Genomic DNA, 15,411 nt, shown 5'->3' with positions numbered 1-15,411 from the left:
CGGGGCCAGTGCGCTGTAGTCGTAGTCGAGCTCGGGAAGCGTGTACTCCGCCATGGTGTGCCTTCCTGTCAGATGAACGTGATCCGACCCTAAGACCTCAAGCACCCCTGAGGTCAAGTGCCGCGTCATCCTGTGACCTGGACCAGCGCCCGCCGTCGGCCGATCGCCGGCCGGCCATCCGCGCGTCACGCGCCCGCCGGACGCTCCTGGTCGGCCCCGCCGTCGACCTCGTCGTCGGGCAGGCCGTCGAGGCGGCGGGGACCGGCGCCGGTGGCCGCGAGGGCGTCGTCGGGGTTGAGCAGCGCGCAGGCCTTGAGGGAGAGGCAGCCGCAGCCGATGCAGCCGGTGAGCTCGTGCTCGAGGCGCTCGAGGCCGCGCCGGCGCTCCTCGATCTGGCGCTTCCAGCTGCGCGAGGCGCGCTGCCATTCGGCGTGCGAGGGGGTGCGCTCCATGGGGACCTCGGCGAAGGCGGCCTGGACGTCGGCGAGCGGGATGCCCAGGCGCTTCGCGACGGAGACGAGGGAGACGCGGCGCAGCATGTGGCGGGCATAGCGCCGCTGATTGCCGGGGGTGCGCTCGGAGGCGATCAGGCCGAGGTCCTCGTAGTACCGCAGCGCGGACACCGCCACGCCCGTGCGCCTGCTCATCTCGCCGATGGTCAGCAGGTCCTCCGGCTCGTGCGCGCCGTCGCCGCCCATGCTCGCCGTCTCCTGCTCCTGCTCCGTGCTCGGGGTCCGCGCTGCGTCCATCCGCCCATCATGCCGCATTTGACCTCAAGGGCACTTGAGCTCTTACGGTCGGAGCAGTCGTCGGCCATCCTGCACGCCCTGCCCGGGAGGCGCCGACCATGCCGTCGGACCCCTGGAAGGTGGAGAAGCATGACCTATGTGATCGCGCTGCCGTGCGTGGACGTCAAGGACCGCGCCTGCGTGGACGAATGCCCCGTGGACTGCATCTATGAGGGCAACCGCTCGCTCTACATCCAGCCCGACGAGTGCGTCGACTGCGGCGCCTGCGAGCCGGTCTGCCCGGTGGAGGCGATCTTCTACGAGGACGATCTGCCCGAGCCCTGGGCCGACTACTACAAGGCCAACGTCGAGTTCTTCGACGACCTCGGGGCCCCCGGCGGTGCCGCGAAGATGGGGAAGATCGACAAGGACCACCCCCTCATCGCCGCGCTCCCGCCGCAGGCGAACCCGCTCGACTGAACCTCCCGCGCCAGGCGCCCGTTCCGCCCGCCGCTCCGGCTCAGCCGAGGAGCAGCGGGCGGATCTCGCGCGCCCAGGCGGCGACGAGGTCGAGGTCGCGGAAGTCGCCCGTCGGCGTGCGCATCGAGGTCAGCAGCACCCGCTCATGCAGCGGGATCCGGTCCATGAGCACCCAGCCGGGGAAGTTCGCCGCGGCGACCGGGACGAAGGGCGCGCGGGCGAGATAGCCGTCGGTCGCCTTCTGGCGCTCGCGCTTGGCGGGATCGGCGGCCGAGCCCGAGCAGGAGAAGAACGCGACCGGCCGATCTGCGAGCGCGGCCGCGTGCGCGGCGGTCCAGCGCTCCAGGGACTTCTCGACGGACTCGACGCGGACCGCGGAGCCCAGCACGACGGCGTCATGGGCCGACGGGTCGGGGGCGTCCTCGATGTCGACGGCCTCGGCGGCCGTGCCCTCGGCGACGAGGGTCTCGGCGATGGCCTCGGCGAGCGTGCGGGTGGCTCCGGAATGGGTCGCATAGGCGACGAGAACGGTCATGCCGCGATCCTCCCAGGCTCCCGGCGCGCCTCCGGGGACCGAGGTCACGCCCGACGCGGGCCCGATCCGCTCGCGCTCGGCCCGCACCCGATCCGCTCGCGGCGACCGCCCCGACGATGACCGTCGCCGCCCCCTGCCCGGCGTCGGCGGTCACGATCGGTCAGGATCGCAACGATCCGGGGGTCAAGGGCTCGCAGGGTCTCGCCACCACCCCGACTGAAGGCGGACAATCCGGACACGAGCGATGCTACTCGGGCATCGCGGTGACGCGAAGGAGCGCACCATGCACCGGCTGCTCTCAGGGCTCTCCGCCCTGCTCCTGATGCTCGGCCTGGGGATGATCATCCCCGTCGCCGCCGAGGCCGCACCGTACTGCGGCATCGCCTGGGGCTCTCTCGAGAAGACGGCGACGGCCTCGTCGTCCGCTCACGTGGAGGACCTCCGCACCGGTCAGCACACCTGCTACGACCGGCTGGTCATCGACCTCGACCACGACGTCGTCGGATACACGGCGGGGTACGTGAGCGCGGTCCACCGTCCCGGCTCCGGTGCCGTCGTCGCCCTCGACGGCGGCGCGGACCTGCAGATCGTCGTCCAGGCACCCGCATACGACGACGCCGGACGGGCGACCTACGCGCCGACCGATCGCGACCATGCGGTCGCGGTCGACGGCTACCGGACCTTCCGACAGGTCGCCCTCGCGGGCAGCTTCGAGGGGGAGACGGTCATCGGCCTGGGCGTCCGCGCTCGGCTGCCGATGCGAGTCTTCGTGCTCGACGGCCCCGGGAACGGCTCCCGGATCGTCGTGGACGTCGCCCACCGCTGGTGATCCCTCCGACGCGCCCCCGCCGACGCGGAATCCCCTCGGGCGACCTCCGCCGACGGGATGACCCCGTCGGCGGAGGTCGCCCTGCGCGGGGGACTGCGCGAGAATCGTCCCCATGCTCACCACCTCCCCCGGTTCCTGGCCCGGCTCCTCCGCGACCGTCGCGCACTGGGCGCGCGCCCTGCTGCGCGCCGGCGGCGCCGACGGGTCCGGCGGCGCAGGCCAGGAGGCGCGTGTGCGCGGCCTCGAGGACGTGCGCGTCGACGCCGAGGTCGTCGGCTCCGACCTGCAGCTCCTCGATCTCGACGCCACCGGCGCGCGCCTGCGCCTCGAGGTCCGGCCGCCCGCCGCCGGCGACCGGCCGTCGGACCATCTCGACGAGCCGTCGCCGACGGTCGTGCGCAGCGTCGAGGGCATGCTGCGCCGGCTGCGGGTGCACGCCGCCCCGGTGCTCGTGGACACCGCCGAGGTCACCCTCGACGTGCGCGTCGACGAGCTGCCGATCCGCTGGCTGACCTACGCCGAGCCGGTGGATCCGGCGGTCCCCGAGTCGATCTGCGCGATCGAGCCTGACGAGGCCACCGAAGCCGCCGAAGCCGCCGACGGGGCCCTGGTCGACGCGCAGGCCGCGGTCCCCGTCGCGCATCTGGGACCGCTGCTGCGGGCGATCCTCATCCCGCCCGCCGAGGCCTCCGGCCTGCGGGTCACGCGCCTGGAGGTCGACGTCGACCCGGATCTGCGGGTGCGCGTCCGGATGCGGTCCGGCTACCGCCTGCTGCGGGCGAGCGCACGGGCCGAGGCCCGCGTCGAGGTGAGCGCCGACGGGCGGATCGCCCTGCACGAGGTGCGCCTGCGCAGCGCGAACCCGCTGGTCGCGCTCACTCTGCTGATCGCGCGCCGCCCGCTGCGGAGCCTGATGGCGACGCGCGTCGACCTCAACGAGATGCTCGCGCGCCAGGGCGCGCCGCTGCGCGTGCACGACCTGCGCCTCACCGCCGATGACGGGATCCTGCGGGCGAGCGCCCGGGCGTCGGCCCCCGGAGGCCCGTCGGCCCTCTGAGGCGTCACAGGTTGACCATGGCCATCCCGGCGGGGTTGTACCGGTCGCCGTGGACGCCGACGGTGCTGGCCAGGGCGTCGAGCGCGGCCTTCTCGTCGGCCGACAGCGCGACCTCCGTCGCGGCCGCGTTCTCGCGCACGCGCTCGGTCCGACGGGTCCCGGGGATCGGCACGATCCACGGCTGCTGCGCGAGCAGCCAGGCCAGCGCGATCTGAGCGGGCGTCGCACCCTTCGTCTCGGCGAGGGCGCGGACGCGCGCGACGAGCGCCTCGTTGGCCGCGAGGTTCTCCGCCTCGAAGCGCGGCACCCGTCGGCGGATGTCGCCCTCGGCGAAGGCGGTCGAGGTGTCGACGGTGCCCGTGAGGAAGCCCTTGCCGAGCGGGCTGAAGGGCACGAGGCCGATGCCGAGCTCGGCGAGGGTCGGCAGCACCTCGGCCTCGGGGTCGCGGGTCCACAGCGAGTACTCGCTCTGCACCGCGGTCACGGGCTGCACGGCATGCGCGGCGCGGATCGTCGCGGCCGACGCCTCCGACAGCCCGAAGTGCTTGACCTTGCCCTCGGCGATGAGCTCGCCGACGGTCCCGGCGACCTCCTCGATCGGGACGGAGGGGTCCACCCGATGCTGGTAGAAGAGGTCGATGACGTCGGTCCGCAGGCGCTTCAGCGACGCCTCGGCGACGCGACGGATCTGCTCGGGACGGCTGTCGAGGCCGACCATGGCCCCGTCCTGGATGTCCCAGCCGAACTTCGTGGCGATGACCGCACGGTCCCGGAGCGGCTCGAGGGCCTCGCCCACGAGCTCCTCGTTCACGTACGGGCCGTAGACCTCGGCGGTGTCGATGAAGGTGATGCCGTCCTCGACCGCCTGCCGCAGCACGGCGATCATGGCATCGCGGTCACCGGGGTTCGGGCCGTAGCTCTGGGACATGCCCATCGCTCCGAGTCCGATCGCCGAGACCTCCAGGCCCTGTCCGAGAATCCTCGTATGCATGGTCGTTCCTCCTGCGTGTGGTGGGGTTGGCGGACGCCCTGCGCCCCACGCTACGGAGCCGCCGCCGCGGGAGGCAGGGCCTGCCAGTACCCGGCTGGGATCGCCCCCGGCGCCCGCTCGACCCGCGAGTCAGCGTCTGCTCGACCCGCCCGTCGGCGCCCCGGAGCCGGGCCCTGCTGCCGCGTCGGCGGCCAGCATGCGCAGCGCCGCGCCCGTCGGGCTGTTCGGGTCGGCGGTCCAGACCACGAGCTGCTGATCGGCGTCGCTCGCCTCGGCGAGGGTGTCCCAGTCCAGGACCAGGCGCCCGACCCGCGGGTGCACGAGGGTCTTGGTGCCGGTGGACAGGCTCGCGACGCCGCGGGCCTCCCACCAGTGCGCGAACTGCGCATCCCGGGCGGTCAGCTCCGCGACGAGCGCGGCGAGCCGAGCGTCGTCGGCCTCCTTCGCCGCCTCCATCCGCAGCTGCGCGACGGCCGTGCGGGCGACCGATTCCCAGTCCTCGTAGAGGCTCCGCATCGCGGGGACCGTGAAGAGGATCCGCACGTAGTTGCGCTGCGCGGCGGGGAACCGGGCGAAGTCGACGATCATCGCCGCGGCGAGCCGGTTCCAGGCGAGGACGTCCATGCGTCGGCCCATGACGATCGCCGGCGTCGTGCCGAGGTCGTCGAGGAGGCGGCGGAGCTGCGGACGGACCTCCTGGCTCGCGCTGCGCGGGGGCCCGACGGCGGTCTCCCCGGTGAGGCTCACGAGGTAGAGGCGCTGGTCCTCGTCGAGCCGGAGCACGTCGGCGAGGGTCGCCAGCACGGGCGCGGAGACGCGAATGCGTCCCTGCTCGATGCGCGTGTAGTAGTCGGTGCTGATCGAGGCCAGCTGCGCGACCTCCTCGCGACGCAGGCCGACGACGCGGCGCGTCCCCGTCCCCTCCGGGAGGCCGGCGGCGCGAGGCGTCAGCTCGGCCCGTCGGGCCCGCAGGAAGCGGCCGAGCTCCTCGCGGGGCGTATCCGTCCGAGGATCGCGGGGCTCGCGAGGTGCGTCCGGGCGGTGGTCGCGGTCTGTGTCGGCGGGCATGCGCACATTGTTCACCCTTCACCGGGGCCCTCCGACAGGCCCCGAGCATCCGGGGGTCCGTCAGGGCCTGCCAGGGTAGCAGCGCCGGATCTGCCGTAGGGACATGACCCCGCAGCGCGACGCCAGGAACCAGGAGATCCGAGACTTCCTGGTCAGCCGACGCGCCAAGGTGACGCCCGAGCAGGCCGGCCTGCAGCACTATGAAGCGCCCTGGGTTCCGTTCCTAGTCTCAGCAAGGAGAATCGGAGCACGCCCAAGAAGTTCAGTCCAGAGTTGCGTGACCGTGCCGTGCGCATGGTCTACCACCGTCAGGCCCGCGAGGGAGGTCCCCGCGCAGCATCGATCCGCGCCGTCGCACCCCAGCTCGGCGTCGGCACCGAGACTCTGCGTATCTGGTGCAACCGTTATGGCCCCACCGAACCAGCCGGCCCAGAAGGATCGCTCGAGGAGGAGAACCGCAGGCTCCGGCGCGAACTGGCCGAGGCGCGACGCGCGAACGAGATCCTGAAAACCGCCTCAGCGTTTTTCGGGCTCATCCGATCTGAGGGTGTAGCCGGGGTCTGAAGCCGCCGGCTTCCAGGAGCGAGCGGGCGATGCAGTGGGTCAGGTTCCGGAAGCCGAGGGCGGAGCCGCGTAGGTGTTCGAGGCGGCCGTTGATGGCCTCGGTGGGCCCGTTGCTGGTGCCGGGCCGGTCGAAGTACGCGAGCACGTCGGCGGCGCGCTTGGTCAGGGTCTGTCCGAGCGTGACGAGTTCGCTCAGCGCGGCCGGGACGCGGCGGGCTACCGAGTCGATCACCGCGGTCATGAGAGCCCTGCCCTGGGCGCGGTCGGGGTGGTGGTAGGCGGTGATCATGCGCTGGTAGATGCCCCAGGTCGCCTCGATCTCGACGTGTTCCTCGGCGGCGAACAGCGCCTTGATCCTGGCGGTCTGCTTGTCGGTGAGCAGGTCGGCGCCGGTGTGCAGGGTCCGTCGAGCACGGTAGAGCGGATCCTTAGCGCGACCGCGGTGGCCGTGCAGATCGCGCTGGACCCTGCGCCTGCAGCGGTCCAGCGCGTCGCCGGCCAGGCGCACCACGTGGAAGGGGTCCATGACTGCGGTTGCGTCGGGCAGCTCCTCGGCAGCAGCGGTCTTGAAGCCGGTGAATCCGTCCATCGCGACCACCTCGACGCCGTCGCGCCAGGTCTTCGGACGGGCGGCGAGCCAGGACTTGAACGCACTCTTGGATCGGCCCTCGACCATATCCAGCAGCCGGGCAGGCCCGGTGCCGTCGCGGATCGGGGTCAGGTCGATGATGACGGTGACGTACGTGTCGCCGCGGCGGGTGTGCCGCCACACGTGCTCGTCGACGCCGATGACGGCGACGCCGTCGAACCGGGCGGGGTCGTCGATCAGCGGTCGGCGACCTTCGGCGAGGACGGCGTCGTTCGCGGTGTCCCACGACACGTCAAGAGCTTCGGCGATCCTGGCGACCGTCAGATGCTGGGCCACCAGGGCGACCAGCGCCCAGCGCACCGCCGCCCGAGAGAGCTTCGCCCGTGGCTCGGCTGCGGCCGTGGTGTCCTGACGCCACACCCGCCGGCAGGTCGCGCAGCGGTAGCGGCGCACCCTGATCAGCAGCGTTGTCGGCCGCCACCCGAAGGGCTCGTGCGCCAGCAGCCGCGAGACGGTGTCACGCACGACGCCCTCGGCACCGCACTCGCGGCAGAACGCGTTGTCCTCGCGCGTCACGACGCGGCACTCCAGCACCGCGCGGTCGGGCTCCAAGCGCTGCCCGACCACGACGAGGCCGAGCTCGTCCAGGCGGCAGAACGTGGTCAGGTCAGGGCAGTGGAAGGTAGCGTCACTCATGTCGAGGTCTTCTGGATGGGTTGGTGTAGGAACCCCCATCATCAGGGGACCTCGACCCAACTCCCGACCCGGTCACGCCACCGCCGCTACACCCTCAGATCGGATGAGCCCGCATACCGCTGCGCGTCGGCGGCGTCGCGCGTGACCGCCGCGTCCCATTGGTTGCCGGGGGTCGCGGCGGGACGCGGGTCCGACGGGGACGGGGCGGACGCGCCCGGGGAGGGGCTGGGGTTCGAGGCCATGCCCCCAGTGTGCCGCGCCCCGAGGCGGCGGACGGAGTCCATGGGCCCGTCGGCGTCACCGGCCCAGGAGCTCCACGATCACCAGCTGCGTGAGCAGCGCCCCGGCCACCAGGTTCAGCACCAGGAACCGTCGCCAGGCGGCGTGGGCGCGGCCGCTGCTCGCGTCGGTCAGCGCGAGGTGCGGCGCGATGTTCGCGAGATAGGGGATGACCAGGAGCACGGCGAGGGTCCCCGGCCAGGGGAGGGCGAGCAGCAGCAGTCCGGAGGCGGCGTAGAGGGCCGCGGCGGTGCGGATCGTGGCCCGGGCGCCGAGCGCGGTCGCGATGGATCCGATGCCCGCCGCCCGGTCCGGCACGATGTCCTGGACCGCCCCGACCGCGTGCGAGGCCATCCCCCAGAGGAAGAAGGCGATCAGGGCGAGCACGGCCGGTCCCGAGGGCTCCGCGCCGGCCAGGGCGAGCCCCACGGCCGCAGGGCCCACGAAATGGGCCGACGAGGTCGCCGAGTCCAGCACAGCCCGCTCCTTCAGGCGGATCCGCGGGGCGGAGTAGCCGACGACGGCGGCGAGCACCCCCACGAGCAGCGCCGTCGAGGCCGCCGTCCCCCACAGGGCCAGGGCGATGACGAACGGCAGGCAGAGCAGTCCCGCGGCCCAGAGGGTGAGGGTGTGCCACCGGGTGTCCAGCACGACCCCCTCGACCCCGCCCTTGCGCGGGTTGCGCAGGTCCGACTCGTGGTCGAACACGTCGTTCACGCCGTACATGAGGAGGTTGTAGGGGATCAGGAAGAAGATCGTCCCGACGACGAGCACGGGGCCCGCTCCCCCGCCGCCCAGGAGGTACGCGGCCGCGAAGGGGTAGGCGGTGTTGATCCAGCTGAGGGGTCGGGAGGACCCCACGAGCTGCCGGAGGGCGGTGAGCGGGCCGGAGGCGAGGGCGGTGGTCATGGGCGCTCCTGGGGGGTGAGCAGCAGGTGGAGCGAGGGCAGCAGCAGCCCGGCGGCGAGGGGCCAGGCCAGGTCCTCGACGGGTGCGAGGCCCAGGCGCAACCCGCTGAGCTGCGACTCGTCGTACCGGAACAGGTCCGCGGCCACCATGAGGCTGTCGAAGACGACGGTGAGGACCATGAGCCCGACGACGGTGAGCGCGGTCGCCGCCCACCAGCGCGCATCCGGCCGACGTCGCACGACAGCCACGGCGGTCACCACGAGCGGTGGGAGGAGGAAGAGCCCGGCGAGGGCGGCGTAGGTCATGCCTCCGCCCCGTCCCGGTCGCCGGGAGCCTGGTCCCGCTCGGCGGGGACCGCGGCCCCGCGCCGTCCCGCCGCCACGTCGAGGCCCCGAGCGATCAGCGCCCGCAGCACGAGGGTGAGGTAGGCGAGGAAGCTCACGAACACCAGCTCCTCGAGCGGCAGCTCGGGGGCGAGGTGGATGCCGGTCATCGCCGCGCTCTCTCCGGTGCGGTAGTGGCCCGAGGCGATCGCCGCCAGGTCCCACAGGAGGAAGAAGGCCACGCCGATGCCCAGCGTGATCAGCGCGGACCGCGCCCGTCGGCCGCCCGCCGCCAGCACGAGGCGAAACCGCAGGTCGAGAGCGGCCATCCCGGCGGCGGAGCCCAGCAGGGCGGTGAGGTACAGCAGGCTCATCGGCGTCCCCCGGTTCCCGACGCCGACGGTGACTCTGACTCCGACGACGGCTTCGGCTCCGGCAACGGCCCGGAGGAGCGGTCCCCGCGCAGGCGCTTGACCACCAACTCCGCGCTGATCAGGCACATCGGCAGGCCGATCCCGGGGATCGTGCCGGAGCCGGCGTAGAGCAGTCCGTCCACGTGGCGGGAGACGTTCCCCGCCCGCAGGAAGGCGCTCTGCCGCAGCGTGTGGGCGGGGCCGAGCATGCTCCCCCGCCATGCCCCGAGATCCTCCGCGAAGTCGCCGGGACCCACGGTGCGCCGCACCACGATGCGGTCCGCGAGGTCGGGGATGCCGGCGTTCGCAGCCAGGCGGGCGATCGCGTCGTCGGCGATCCGCTCGACCGCCGCGTCGCCGCTGCCGTCGATCCCTCCCCTGCCGAGGGCGGGATCGGAGGGGACGGGGACCAGCACAAACAGGTTCTCGTGGTCGGACGGGGCGACGGAGGGGTCGGTGGCCGAGGGCCGACAGACGTAGCTCGAGGCCGGGCTGGGGACGCGGCCCTCGCGCAGGGCGCCGAAGTTCTCCCGCCAGTCCGCGGTGAACAGGAGGGTGTGGTGCTCCAGCTGGGGCAGCTCGCCGCGCACGCCGAGCATCGCCAGCACCGCGCCCGGGCCGCTGATGCGGCGCTCCCACCACCGCTCGGGGTAGGTGCGAAGCGAGGGCGGGAGCATCGTGGTCTCCACGTGGTGGAGGTCGGCGGTGGCCACCACGCGGTCGGCGCGGATCGTGCGCCGGCCGCCGTCGGCCCCGACGACCTCGACCCCGCGCGCCCGGGCGCGACGGCGCCCGGCCCCGGGGCGGGCCGGCTCGGTGAGGATCCGCTCCGCCCGCGTCGAGGTGTGCACGCGCACGCCCTCGCGGACGGCGAGGGCGGCGATCCGCTCGATCACCTGGCCGAAGCCGCCCATCGGGTACCGGACGCCGCCGGTCAGGTCGAGCGCGCTCATCAGGTGGTACATGCTGGGCGTGCGGTCGGGCGACGAGCCGAGGAAGACCGCCGGATAGCCCAGCACCTGTCGCAGCCGCGGGTCGTCGATGCGTCGGGCGATGTGGCTCTCGAGGCTCCGCAGCAGCAGGCCCAGCAGCCGCGGCGCCCGCAGCAGCACGGCTGGGGCGAGCAGAGAGCGGGGGGAGTCGAAGGACGTGTAGAGGAAGTGCTCCAGGGCGAGGTCGTAGGTGCGGGCGGCCTCGTCGAGATAGGTGGAGAGCCGGCGGCCCGCCCCCGGTTCGATCTGCTCGAACAGGTCGGCGTTGCGGGCGGCGGAGGCGGTGACGTCCAGCGGCTCCTCGTGGCCGTCGAACAGGACCCGGTACCCGGGGTCGAGCGGACGCAGGTCCAGCTGCTCCGCGGCCGAGCTACCGAGCAGGCGGAAGAAGTGGTCGAACACCTCGGGCATCAGGTACCACGACGGCCCGGTGTCGAAGCGGAACCCGTCGCGCTCCCAGGTGCCTGCCCGACCGCCCACCGCATCGCGCGCCTCCACCAGGTCCACGTCCCAGCCGTCCCGGGCGAGCAGCGCGGCGGTGGCGAGTCCGGAGATCCCGCCGCCGATCACGACCACGGAGCCGGGCGCGTTCATCCGCGCCCCCGTAGCACGGCCCGGGCGAGGACGATCGCCTTCTCGGGATCGGGCACGCGGACCCGGGCGCGCAGGATGTCCTCGGCGGGGGTGCGCCGCAGGCGGCGGGAGAGGGCGCGGAACAGCCCCAGGGCCGCCGCGACCGCCCGACGGGAGGAGCCGGGGAGCTCGGGCAGGGCCGACGCGGCGAGATCGAGGTCGGCGTCGATCGTGTCGAGCAGGCGATGTTTGTCCGCCTCGTCGAACGCCTCGGGATCCACCCCCGGCAGATAGGCACGGCCGAGCTGGTCGTGGTCCTCGGCGAGATCCCGCAGGAAGTTCACCGTCTGGAAGGCGGAGCCGAGCGCGCGGGCAGGGGCGTCCAGGCGGGTGCAGGCCGCCTCGTCCCCCGCGAGGAACACGCGCAGGCACATCAGTCCCACCACCTCGGCGGAGCCGTGCACGTACTCCTCGAAGCTGTCCTCGTCGTGGGAGGCGACGGCGAGATCGGCGCGCATGGAGGCGAAGAACGGGTCGATCAGCGCCGCGCCGATCCCGTACTGCCGCGCCGTCAGCGCGAAGGCGTGCACGACAAGGTTCGTCGACCGGCCCTCGGCCACGGCACGGGCCGTCTCCTCCGCGAGGTCCTCGAGCATCCGGGACCGTTCCGCGGTGGTGAGGCCGGGATCGGGATCGTCCACCGTCTCGTCGGCGACCCGCACGAGCGCGTAGATGCTGCGCACATGGGTGCGGGCGGGCTCGTCCAGCAGGCGTGTCGCCCAGCCGAAGGAGGTGGAGTAGCCCTGGATCACGCGCGCGGCGCTGCGCTGGGCGACCCGGTCGTAGCGGGCCGACGCCGACGGTTGGAAAGCAGTGCGGCGGGGACGCTCGGGGCGCTCGGGAGGCGCGAGGAGCCGGTCGGGGGTCATCGGGTCGCCCCGTCGGCCGCGGAGCGGGATCCCATGGCGGCGCGGGCGACGCGGGACGGGTCCGGGCGACGCACGGCCTGCACCACGGCCGCGGCCGCGATCAGCGCGGCCACCACGGCGGCCACCGCGGCGACGGCGGGGGCGTGCGGGGCGTCGGTCGCCCGACCCACGGCGATCCAGGCGAGCCCCCACACCATGGCCGCCGGCGCGGCGAGAGGCGCCCGCCCGGTCCGGGAGCGCCCGACCCCGATCAGGGCCAGCGCGATCACGCCCACCACGAGGATCACCGCGATCGCGAGGACCCCCGGGACCCCGAATCCGTCGACCCCGGCCCCGGCGAGCGCCGCGGCGATGTTCGCGCAGGTCGCGACGCTGACCCAGCCGAGATAGAGCCCGAAGGTACCGTCCACGACGACGCGCTCGAGAACGCCCTGCGCCGGCCGGAGCACGAGCCGGCGGAACAGCACGGCCAGCACCGCCAGCAGCGCGAGGATCACCAACACGCTGACCCATACCCACCCCGCCTGCACCACGAGGATCCAGGCGGCGTTGAGCAGCAGCGACGCGATCGCCAGGGCCGCGATCCGGCGGGGATCGCGCGCATCCCGCCACTGCCACAGGGTGTACGCGGCCAGCCCCGTGTAGATCGCGCTCCAGATCCTGAAGGCGGGCGCGGCGGGGGCGAGGTGCGTGGCGTCGGCGGAGAGCAGGCCGCCGGCGGCCTCGTCGATCGGGTCGCCGCCGAGGACTCCGACGCCGACGGCGGTGCCGAGCATCGCCGCCGCGAAGGCGAGGGTCACGGCGAGGTGGCGGACGACGGGGGTCATGGGAGGTCCTTCCGGTCGTGGGGCGGGGCGGGGTCGGAGTCGTCGTCAGCGGCGGCGGCCTCGGCGGCACGGGCGATATTGCGCTGCATGCCGCCGAAGACGACGCCGTGGAAGGGCCAGACGGCCCACCAGTACGCATCGCCGAGCAGCCCGCGGGGGTGGTACACGGCACGCTGGTGCAGGATCGAGCCGCCGTCGCCGTCCTCCTCCACCCCGAGCTCGAGCCAGGCCTCCCCGGGCACCCGCATCTCGGCGCGCAGCCGCAGCAGGCGGCCCGGCTCGAGCCGCTCCACCCGCCACCAGTCCAGCGCCTCCCCCACGGCGAGCCGGTTCGGGTGCCGACGACCGCGGCGCAGCCCGGGCCCGCCGACGACCCGGTCGATCAGTCCGCGGGTCACCCACCCCAGTCGCCACGAGTACCAGCCGTGCGCACCGCCGATGCCCTCGATCACCGACCACACCGTGGCGGCCGGGGCGTCGACCCGGCGTCGGCGCTCGTCCCCGCGCACGATCCCGCCGGACCAGTCCGGATCCTCCGGCAGCGGCGCGGACGGGGCGCCCGCGGGGGTCGCGTCGTGCCAGGCGGTCGCGATGTCGAGCTCGCGGATGCGGATCAGCGCCAGGCCGATGGCCCGGTCGACGCCGGTCAGTCCGCCCTCGGGGTCGGGCACGAGGGCGCGGATGTCCTGCTCGGCGGCGACCGACTCGTGCACGAGGGACTCGACCAGGGGTCGGGCGATGGACGTGGGGACGGGGGTGACCAGCCCGATCCAGTGACTGGCCAGGCGGGGGGTCAGCACCGGCACCACCCGGATGCGCCGCCGGGGCAGGTCCGCGGCGCGGGCGTAGGCCTGCAGCAGCTCGGCGAAGGTGAGGACGTCCGGCCCCGCGACGTCGAAGCTGCGGTTGGGGGCGCCGTCGAGCCGGGCGGCCGCGACCAGGTAGTGGAGCACGTCGCGCACCGCGATTGGCTGGATCCGATTGCTCACCCAGCGGGGGGTGATCATGACGGGCAGCCGCTCCGAGAGGTGCCGCATGATCTCGAACGAGGCGCTCCCGGACCCGAGGATCACGGCGGCGCGGAGCACCACGGTCGGCACCGGTCCCGCCAGGAAGATCTCCGCGACCTCCCGCCGCGAGGCCATGTGGGGCGAGAGGTGCTCCTGATCGGGGTGGATCCCGCCGAGGTAGACGATGCGCCGCGTGCCGGCGCGGGCGGCGACGCGGGCGAAGGCGCGCGCCCCGGCGCGGTCCCGCTCGGCGAAACTGCGTCCTCCGCCCATGGCGTGGATGAGGTAGTACGCGACGTCGACGCCGTCGAGCGCGGTCCGCAACGAGTCCGGGTCCTCTACGTCGGCCTCGACCACCTCGACCTCGCCGCGCCACGGGCGGCCCTCCAGCCGCTCGGCGCTGCGCGCCATGGCGCGCACCCGCAGCCCGGCCTGCAGCAGGGCGGGGACGAGCCGGCCGCCGATGTACCCGCTGGCTCCGGTGACGAGGACGAGCGGCGAATCCGTCGGCTGGTCGGCGCTCATGCGGGCATTCCGTCCACGGCGTGCAGCGAGGGCTCCCCGGGCAGGAGCAGGTCGGTGGTTCGGAGGATCCGGTCCGTCGCCGCCCTCAGGACCTCCAGGAGCGGGGCGGGGAGGCCATGCTCGGCAGCGCGCTCGAGGCCCCGGTCGAGGTGCCAGAGGGCGAGGTCCTCGACCCAGGCCCGCGATCCGGTCTCGACGAGGAGGTCGCGTGCCCGGCGAGCCTGGGCAGGTCCGAGGTCGGTCCGGCCCAGCATGGGGCGCAGCTCCGACCAGGCGGGGGTGGTGGCGGCGTGGGCGATGAGGGCGGTGCGCTTCCCCTCGCGGAGATCTCCGAGGGCGCTCTTGCCGGTGCGCCGCTCGTCGCCGAACATGCCCAGCAGGTCGTCGTGCAGCTGGAACCCGATGCCGAGCAGTCCGCCGATCTCCTCGAGCGCGTCGATCGTCGCCGTCGGGGCGTCGGCCAGCAGGGCGGCGGCGTGGAGCGGGAGGCGGAACGAGTAGTCGGCGGTCTTGAGCTCCGCGACGGCCAGCTCGTCGTCGCGTCCCCGCATCTCGCCCGGCGCCTGCAACGGCAGGCGCACATCGGCGAACTCGCCGGCGACGGTGACGTGCACGCAGCGCTCGACGCGATCCAGGAGGGCGTCGACCACCTGCGGCGGGGCGTCGCAGCGGCGGATGGCGCGCAAGGCGGTCATCAGGCCCAGGTCGCCGGTCAGGATGCCGCCGGCCTCGCCCAGGCGTCGGGCGCCGAGGGCGTCGGCACCGGCGCGGCGGGCCGCCTCGGCGATGCTCCCGCGCACGCTCGGCGCACCGCGGCGCAGCAGATCGCCATCGATCACGTCGTCCTGCACCACGAAGGCGGTGTGGAGGATCTCCAGCGCGGCCCCCACCTGCACGGCCGCCGTGGTGCGGGTTCCGGCGAGGGCGGCGTGGGCGTCGAGCAGCAGCGCCGGCCTCGCCCGCTTGCCGCCGCGGACGGCACGGCACAGCGCCTGCCACAGCGCGTCGTGGTCCGCGAGCTGGAGGGCCCCGGCCCGGCCGGCGCCCTCCGCGAGCAGACGATCGATCTCCGCGTCGACGGCTCCGTGGGCCAT

Annotated in this window: 18 protein-coding genes; 4 read left to right on the top strand and 14 right to left on the bottom strand. The window is 73.8% G+C overall.

Going from position 1 to position 15,411, the window contains the following annotated elements; translation table 11 throughout:
* Positions 1-185: 185 nt before the first annotated feature.
* A complete protein-coding gene (gene soxR / locus ACXET9_RS13160) occupies positions 186-698 on the bottom strand; it encodes a redox-sensitive transcriptional activator SoxR (protein WP_457887097.1) in 513 nt (170 codons plus the stop codon).
* A 180-nt stretch (positions 699-878) separates the two neighbouring features.
* Between soxR and fdxA the strand changes: the two genes are divergently transcribed.
* Positions 879-1,208: a ferredoxin gene (gene fdxA / locus ACXET9_RS13155; RefSeq protein WP_457887088.1), complete on the top strand. Its 330-nt coding sequence runs from the start codon at positions 879-881 to the stop codon at positions 1,206-1,208.
* Between the two features lie 40 nt (positions 1,209-1,248).
* On the opposite strand, the gene ACXET9_RS13150 is transcribed toward fdxA, so the two are convergent.
* Positions 1,249-1,743 (bottom strand): flavodoxin domain-containing protein, encoded by a 495-nt coding sequence (locus ACXET9_RS13150; protein ID WP_457887087.1) that lies wholly within the window; start codon positions 1,741-1,743, stop codon positions 1,249-1,251.
* A 283-nt stretch (positions 1,744-2,026) separates the two neighbouring features.
* On the opposite strand from ACXET9_RS13150, the gene ACXET9_RS13145 reads away from it, so the two are divergent.
* Both ACXET9_RS13145 and ACXET9_RS13140 read left to right on the top strand, forming a co-directional pair.
* Positions 2,027-2,572, top strand: a complete 546-nt coding sequence (locus tag ACXET9_RS13145; protein ID WP_457887086.1) for an AMIN-like domain-containing (lipo)protein — start codon at positions 2,027-2,029, stop codon at positions 2,570-2,572.
* A gap of 112 nt (positions 2,573-2,684) precedes the next feature.
* The gene (locus ACXET9_RS13140) at positions 2,685-3,629 is read left to right on the top strand and encodes a hypothetical protein (protein ID WP_457887084.1); all 945 of its coding nucleotides are present in this window, start codon (positions 2,685-2,687) and stop codon (positions 3,627-3,629) included.
* Positions 3,630-3,633: 4 nt separating this feature from the next.
* Here ACXET9_RS13140 and ACXET9_RS13135 read toward each other — a convergent pair whose 3' ends face one another.
* Both ACXET9_RS13135 and ACXET9_RS13130 read right to left on the bottom strand, forming a co-directional pair.
* Positions 3,634-4,620 (bottom strand): aldo/keto reductase, encoded by a 987-nt coding sequence (locus tag ACXET9_RS13135; RefSeq protein ID WP_457887083.1) that lies wholly within the window; start codon positions 4,618-4,620, stop codon positions 3,634-3,636.
* A 129-nt stretch (positions 4,621-4,749) separates the two neighbouring features.
* Complete coding sequence (locus ACXET9_RS13130) at positions 4,750-5,688, bottom strand: helix-turn-helix domain-containing protein (RefSeq protein ID WP_457887082.1); 939 nt, start codon at positions 5,686-5,688, stop codon at positions 4,750-4,752.
* A 210-nt stretch (positions 5,689-5,898) separates the two neighbouring features.
* On the opposite strand from ACXET9_RS13130, the gene ACXET9_RS13125 reads away from it, so the two are divergent.
* Positions 5,899-6,252, top strand: coding sequence for a transposase (locus tag ACXET9_RS13125; protein ID WP_457887096.1), 354 nt, complete (start codon positions 5,899-5,901; stop codon positions 6,250-6,252).
* Here the strand turns inward: ACXET9_RS13125 and ACXET9_RS13120 are convergent.
* The 10 genes from ACXET9_RS13120 to ACXET9_RS13075 all read right to left on the bottom strand — a co-directional run bounded on the left by ACXET9_RS13120 (position 6,221) and on the right by ACXET9_RS13075 (position 15,411).
* Positions 6,221-7,537 carry an ISL3 family transposase gene (locus ACXET9_RS13120; protein ID WP_457887081.1) on the bottom strand — a complete coding sequence of 439 codons (1,317 nt, stop codon included), beginning with the start codon at positions 7,535-7,537 and terminating at the stop codon, positions 6,221-6,223. The genes ACXET9_RS13125 and ACXET9_RS13120 overlap by 32 nt on opposite strands.
* Before the next feature lie 86 nt (positions 7,538-7,623).
* Positions 7,624-7,779, bottom strand: a complete 156-nt coding sequence (locus tag ACXET9_RS13115; protein WP_457887080.1) for a hypothetical protein — start codon at positions 7,777-7,779, stop codon at positions 7,624-7,626.
* A gap of 55 nt (positions 7,780-7,834) precedes the next feature.
* The gene (locus ACXET9_RS13110) at positions 7,835-8,725 is read right to left on the bottom strand and encodes a prenyltransferase (protein WP_457887079.1); all 891 of its coding nucleotides are present in this window, start codon (positions 8,723-8,725) and stop codon (positions 7,835-7,837) included.
* Entirely contained in the window at positions 8,722-9,030 is a 309-nt protein-coding gene (locus ACXET9_RS13105) for a lycopene cyclase domain-containing protein (RefSeq protein ID WP_329749347.1), read from the bottom strand. The genes ACXET9_RS13110 and ACXET9_RS13105 overlap by 4 nt, the downstream gene beginning before the upstream one ends.
* Complete coding sequence (locus ACXET9_RS13100; protein WP_457887078.1) at positions 9,027-9,422, bottom strand: lycopene cyclase domain-containing protein; 396 nt, start codon at positions 9,420-9,422, stop codon at positions 9,027-9,029. The genes ACXET9_RS13105 and ACXET9_RS13100 overlap by 4 nt, the downstream gene beginning before the upstream one ends.
* Positions 9,419-11,047: a phytoene desaturase family protein gene (gene crtI, locus ACXET9_RS13095; protein WP_457887077.1), complete on the bottom strand. Its 1,629-nt coding sequence runs from the start codon at positions 11,045-11,047 to the stop codon at positions 9,419-9,421. Before crtI ends, ACXET9_RS13100 begins: the two co-directional genes overlap by 4 nt.
* Positions 11,044-11,955 (bottom strand): phytoene/squalene synthase family protein, encoded by a 912-nt coding sequence (locus tag ACXET9_RS13090; RefSeq protein WP_457887075.1) that lies wholly within the window; start codon positions 11,953-11,955, stop codon positions 11,044-11,046. The genes crtI and ACXET9_RS13090 overlap by 4 nt, the downstream gene beginning before the upstream one ends.
* Positions 11,952-12,782, bottom strand: a complete 831-nt coding sequence (locus tag ACXET9_RS13085) for a tryptophan-rich sensory protein (protein WP_457887074.1) — start codon at positions 12,780-12,782, stop codon at positions 11,952-11,954. The genes ACXET9_RS13090 and ACXET9_RS13085 overlap by 4 nt, the downstream gene beginning before the upstream one ends.
* Positions 12,779-14,317: an SDR family oxidoreductase gene (locus ACXET9_RS13080; protein ID WP_457887073.1), complete on the bottom strand. Its 1,539-nt coding sequence runs from the start codon at positions 14,315-14,317 to the stop codon at positions 12,779-12,781. The genes ACXET9_RS13085 and ACXET9_RS13080 overlap by 4 nt, the downstream gene beginning before the upstream one ends.
* Complete coding sequence (locus tag ACXET9_RS13075) at positions 14,314-15,411, bottom strand: polyprenyl synthetase family protein (RefSeq protein ID WP_457887072.1); 1,098 nt, start codon at positions 15,409-15,411, stop codon at positions 14,314-14,316. The genes ACXET9_RS13080 and ACXET9_RS13075 overlap by 4 nt, the downstream gene beginning before the upstream one ends.

Source organism: Brachybacterium netajii (SeqCode) (genome assembly GCF_054114245.1).
The sequence above is the reverse complement of the archived record's forward strand: the minus strand, read 5'-3'. Positions and strand labels throughout refer to the sequence as shown.

Coding starts and splice junctions, on each gene's coding strand:
- soxR (WP_457887097.1), bottom strand. CDS start 698: ATGGGCGGCGACGGCGCGCACGAGCCGGAGGACCTGCTGACCATCGGC.
- fdxA (WP_457887088.1), top strand. CDS start 879: ATGACCTATGTGATCGCGCTGCCGTGCGTGGACGTCAAGGACCGCGCC.
- ACXET9_RS13150 (WP_457887087.1), bottom strand. CDS start 1,743: ATGACCGTTCTCGTCGCCTATGCGACCCATTCCGGAGCCACCCGCACG.
- ACXET9_RS13145 (WP_457887086.1), top strand. CDS start 2,027: ATGCACCGGCTGCTCTCAGGGCTCTCCGCCCTGCTCCTGATGCTCGGC.
- ACXET9_RS13140 (WP_457887084.1), top strand. CDS start 2,685: ATGCTCACCACCTCCCCCGGTTCCTGGCCCGGCTCCTCCGCGACCGTC.
- ACXET9_RS13135 (WP_457887083.1), bottom strand. CDS start 4,620: ATGCATACGAGGATTCTCGGACAGGGCCTGGAGGTCTCGGCGATCGGA.
- ACXET9_RS13130 (WP_457887082.1), bottom strand. CDS start 5,688: ATGCCCGCCGACACAGACCGCGACCACCGCCCGGACGCACCTCGCGAG.
- ACXET9_RS13120 (WP_457887081.1), bottom strand. CDS start 7,537: ATGAGTGACGCTACCTTCCACTGCCCTGACCTGACCACGTTCTGCCGC.
- ACXET9_RS13115 (WP_457887080.1), bottom strand. CDS start 7,779: ATGGCCTCGAACCCCAGCCCCTCCCCGGGCGCGTCCGCCCCGTCCCCG.
- ACXET9_RS13110 (WP_457887079.1), bottom strand. CDS start 8,725: ATGACCACCGCCCTCGCCTCCGGCCCGCTCACCGCCCTCCGGCAGCTC.
- ACXET9_RS13105 (WP_329749347.1), bottom strand. CDS start 9,030: ATGACCTACGCCGCCCTCGCCGGGCTCTTCCTCCTCCCACCGCTCGTG.
- ACXET9_RS13100 (WP_457887078.1), bottom strand. CDS start 9,422: ATGAGCCTGCTGTACCTCACCGCCCTGCTGGGCTCCGCCGCCGGGATG.
- crtI (WP_457887077.1), bottom strand. CDS start 11,047: ATGAACGCGCCCGGCTCCGTGGTCGTGATCGGCGGCGGGATCTCCGGA.
- ACXET9_RS13090 (WP_457887075.1), bottom strand. CDS start 11,955: ATGACCCCCGACCGGCTCCTCGCGCCTCCCGAGCGCCCCGAGCGTCCC.
- ACXET9_RS13085 (WP_457887074.1), bottom strand. CDS start 12,782: ATGACCCCCGTCGTCCGCCACCTCGCCGTGACCCTCGCCTTCGCGGCG.
- ACXET9_RS13080 (WP_457887073.1), bottom strand. CDS start 14,317: ATGAGCGCCGACCAGCCGACGGATTCGCCGCTCGTCCTCGTCACCGGA.
- ACXET9_RS13075 (WP_457887072.1), bottom strand. CDS start 15,411: ATGGCCCACGGAGCCGTCGACGCGGAGATCGATCGTCTGCTCGCGGAG.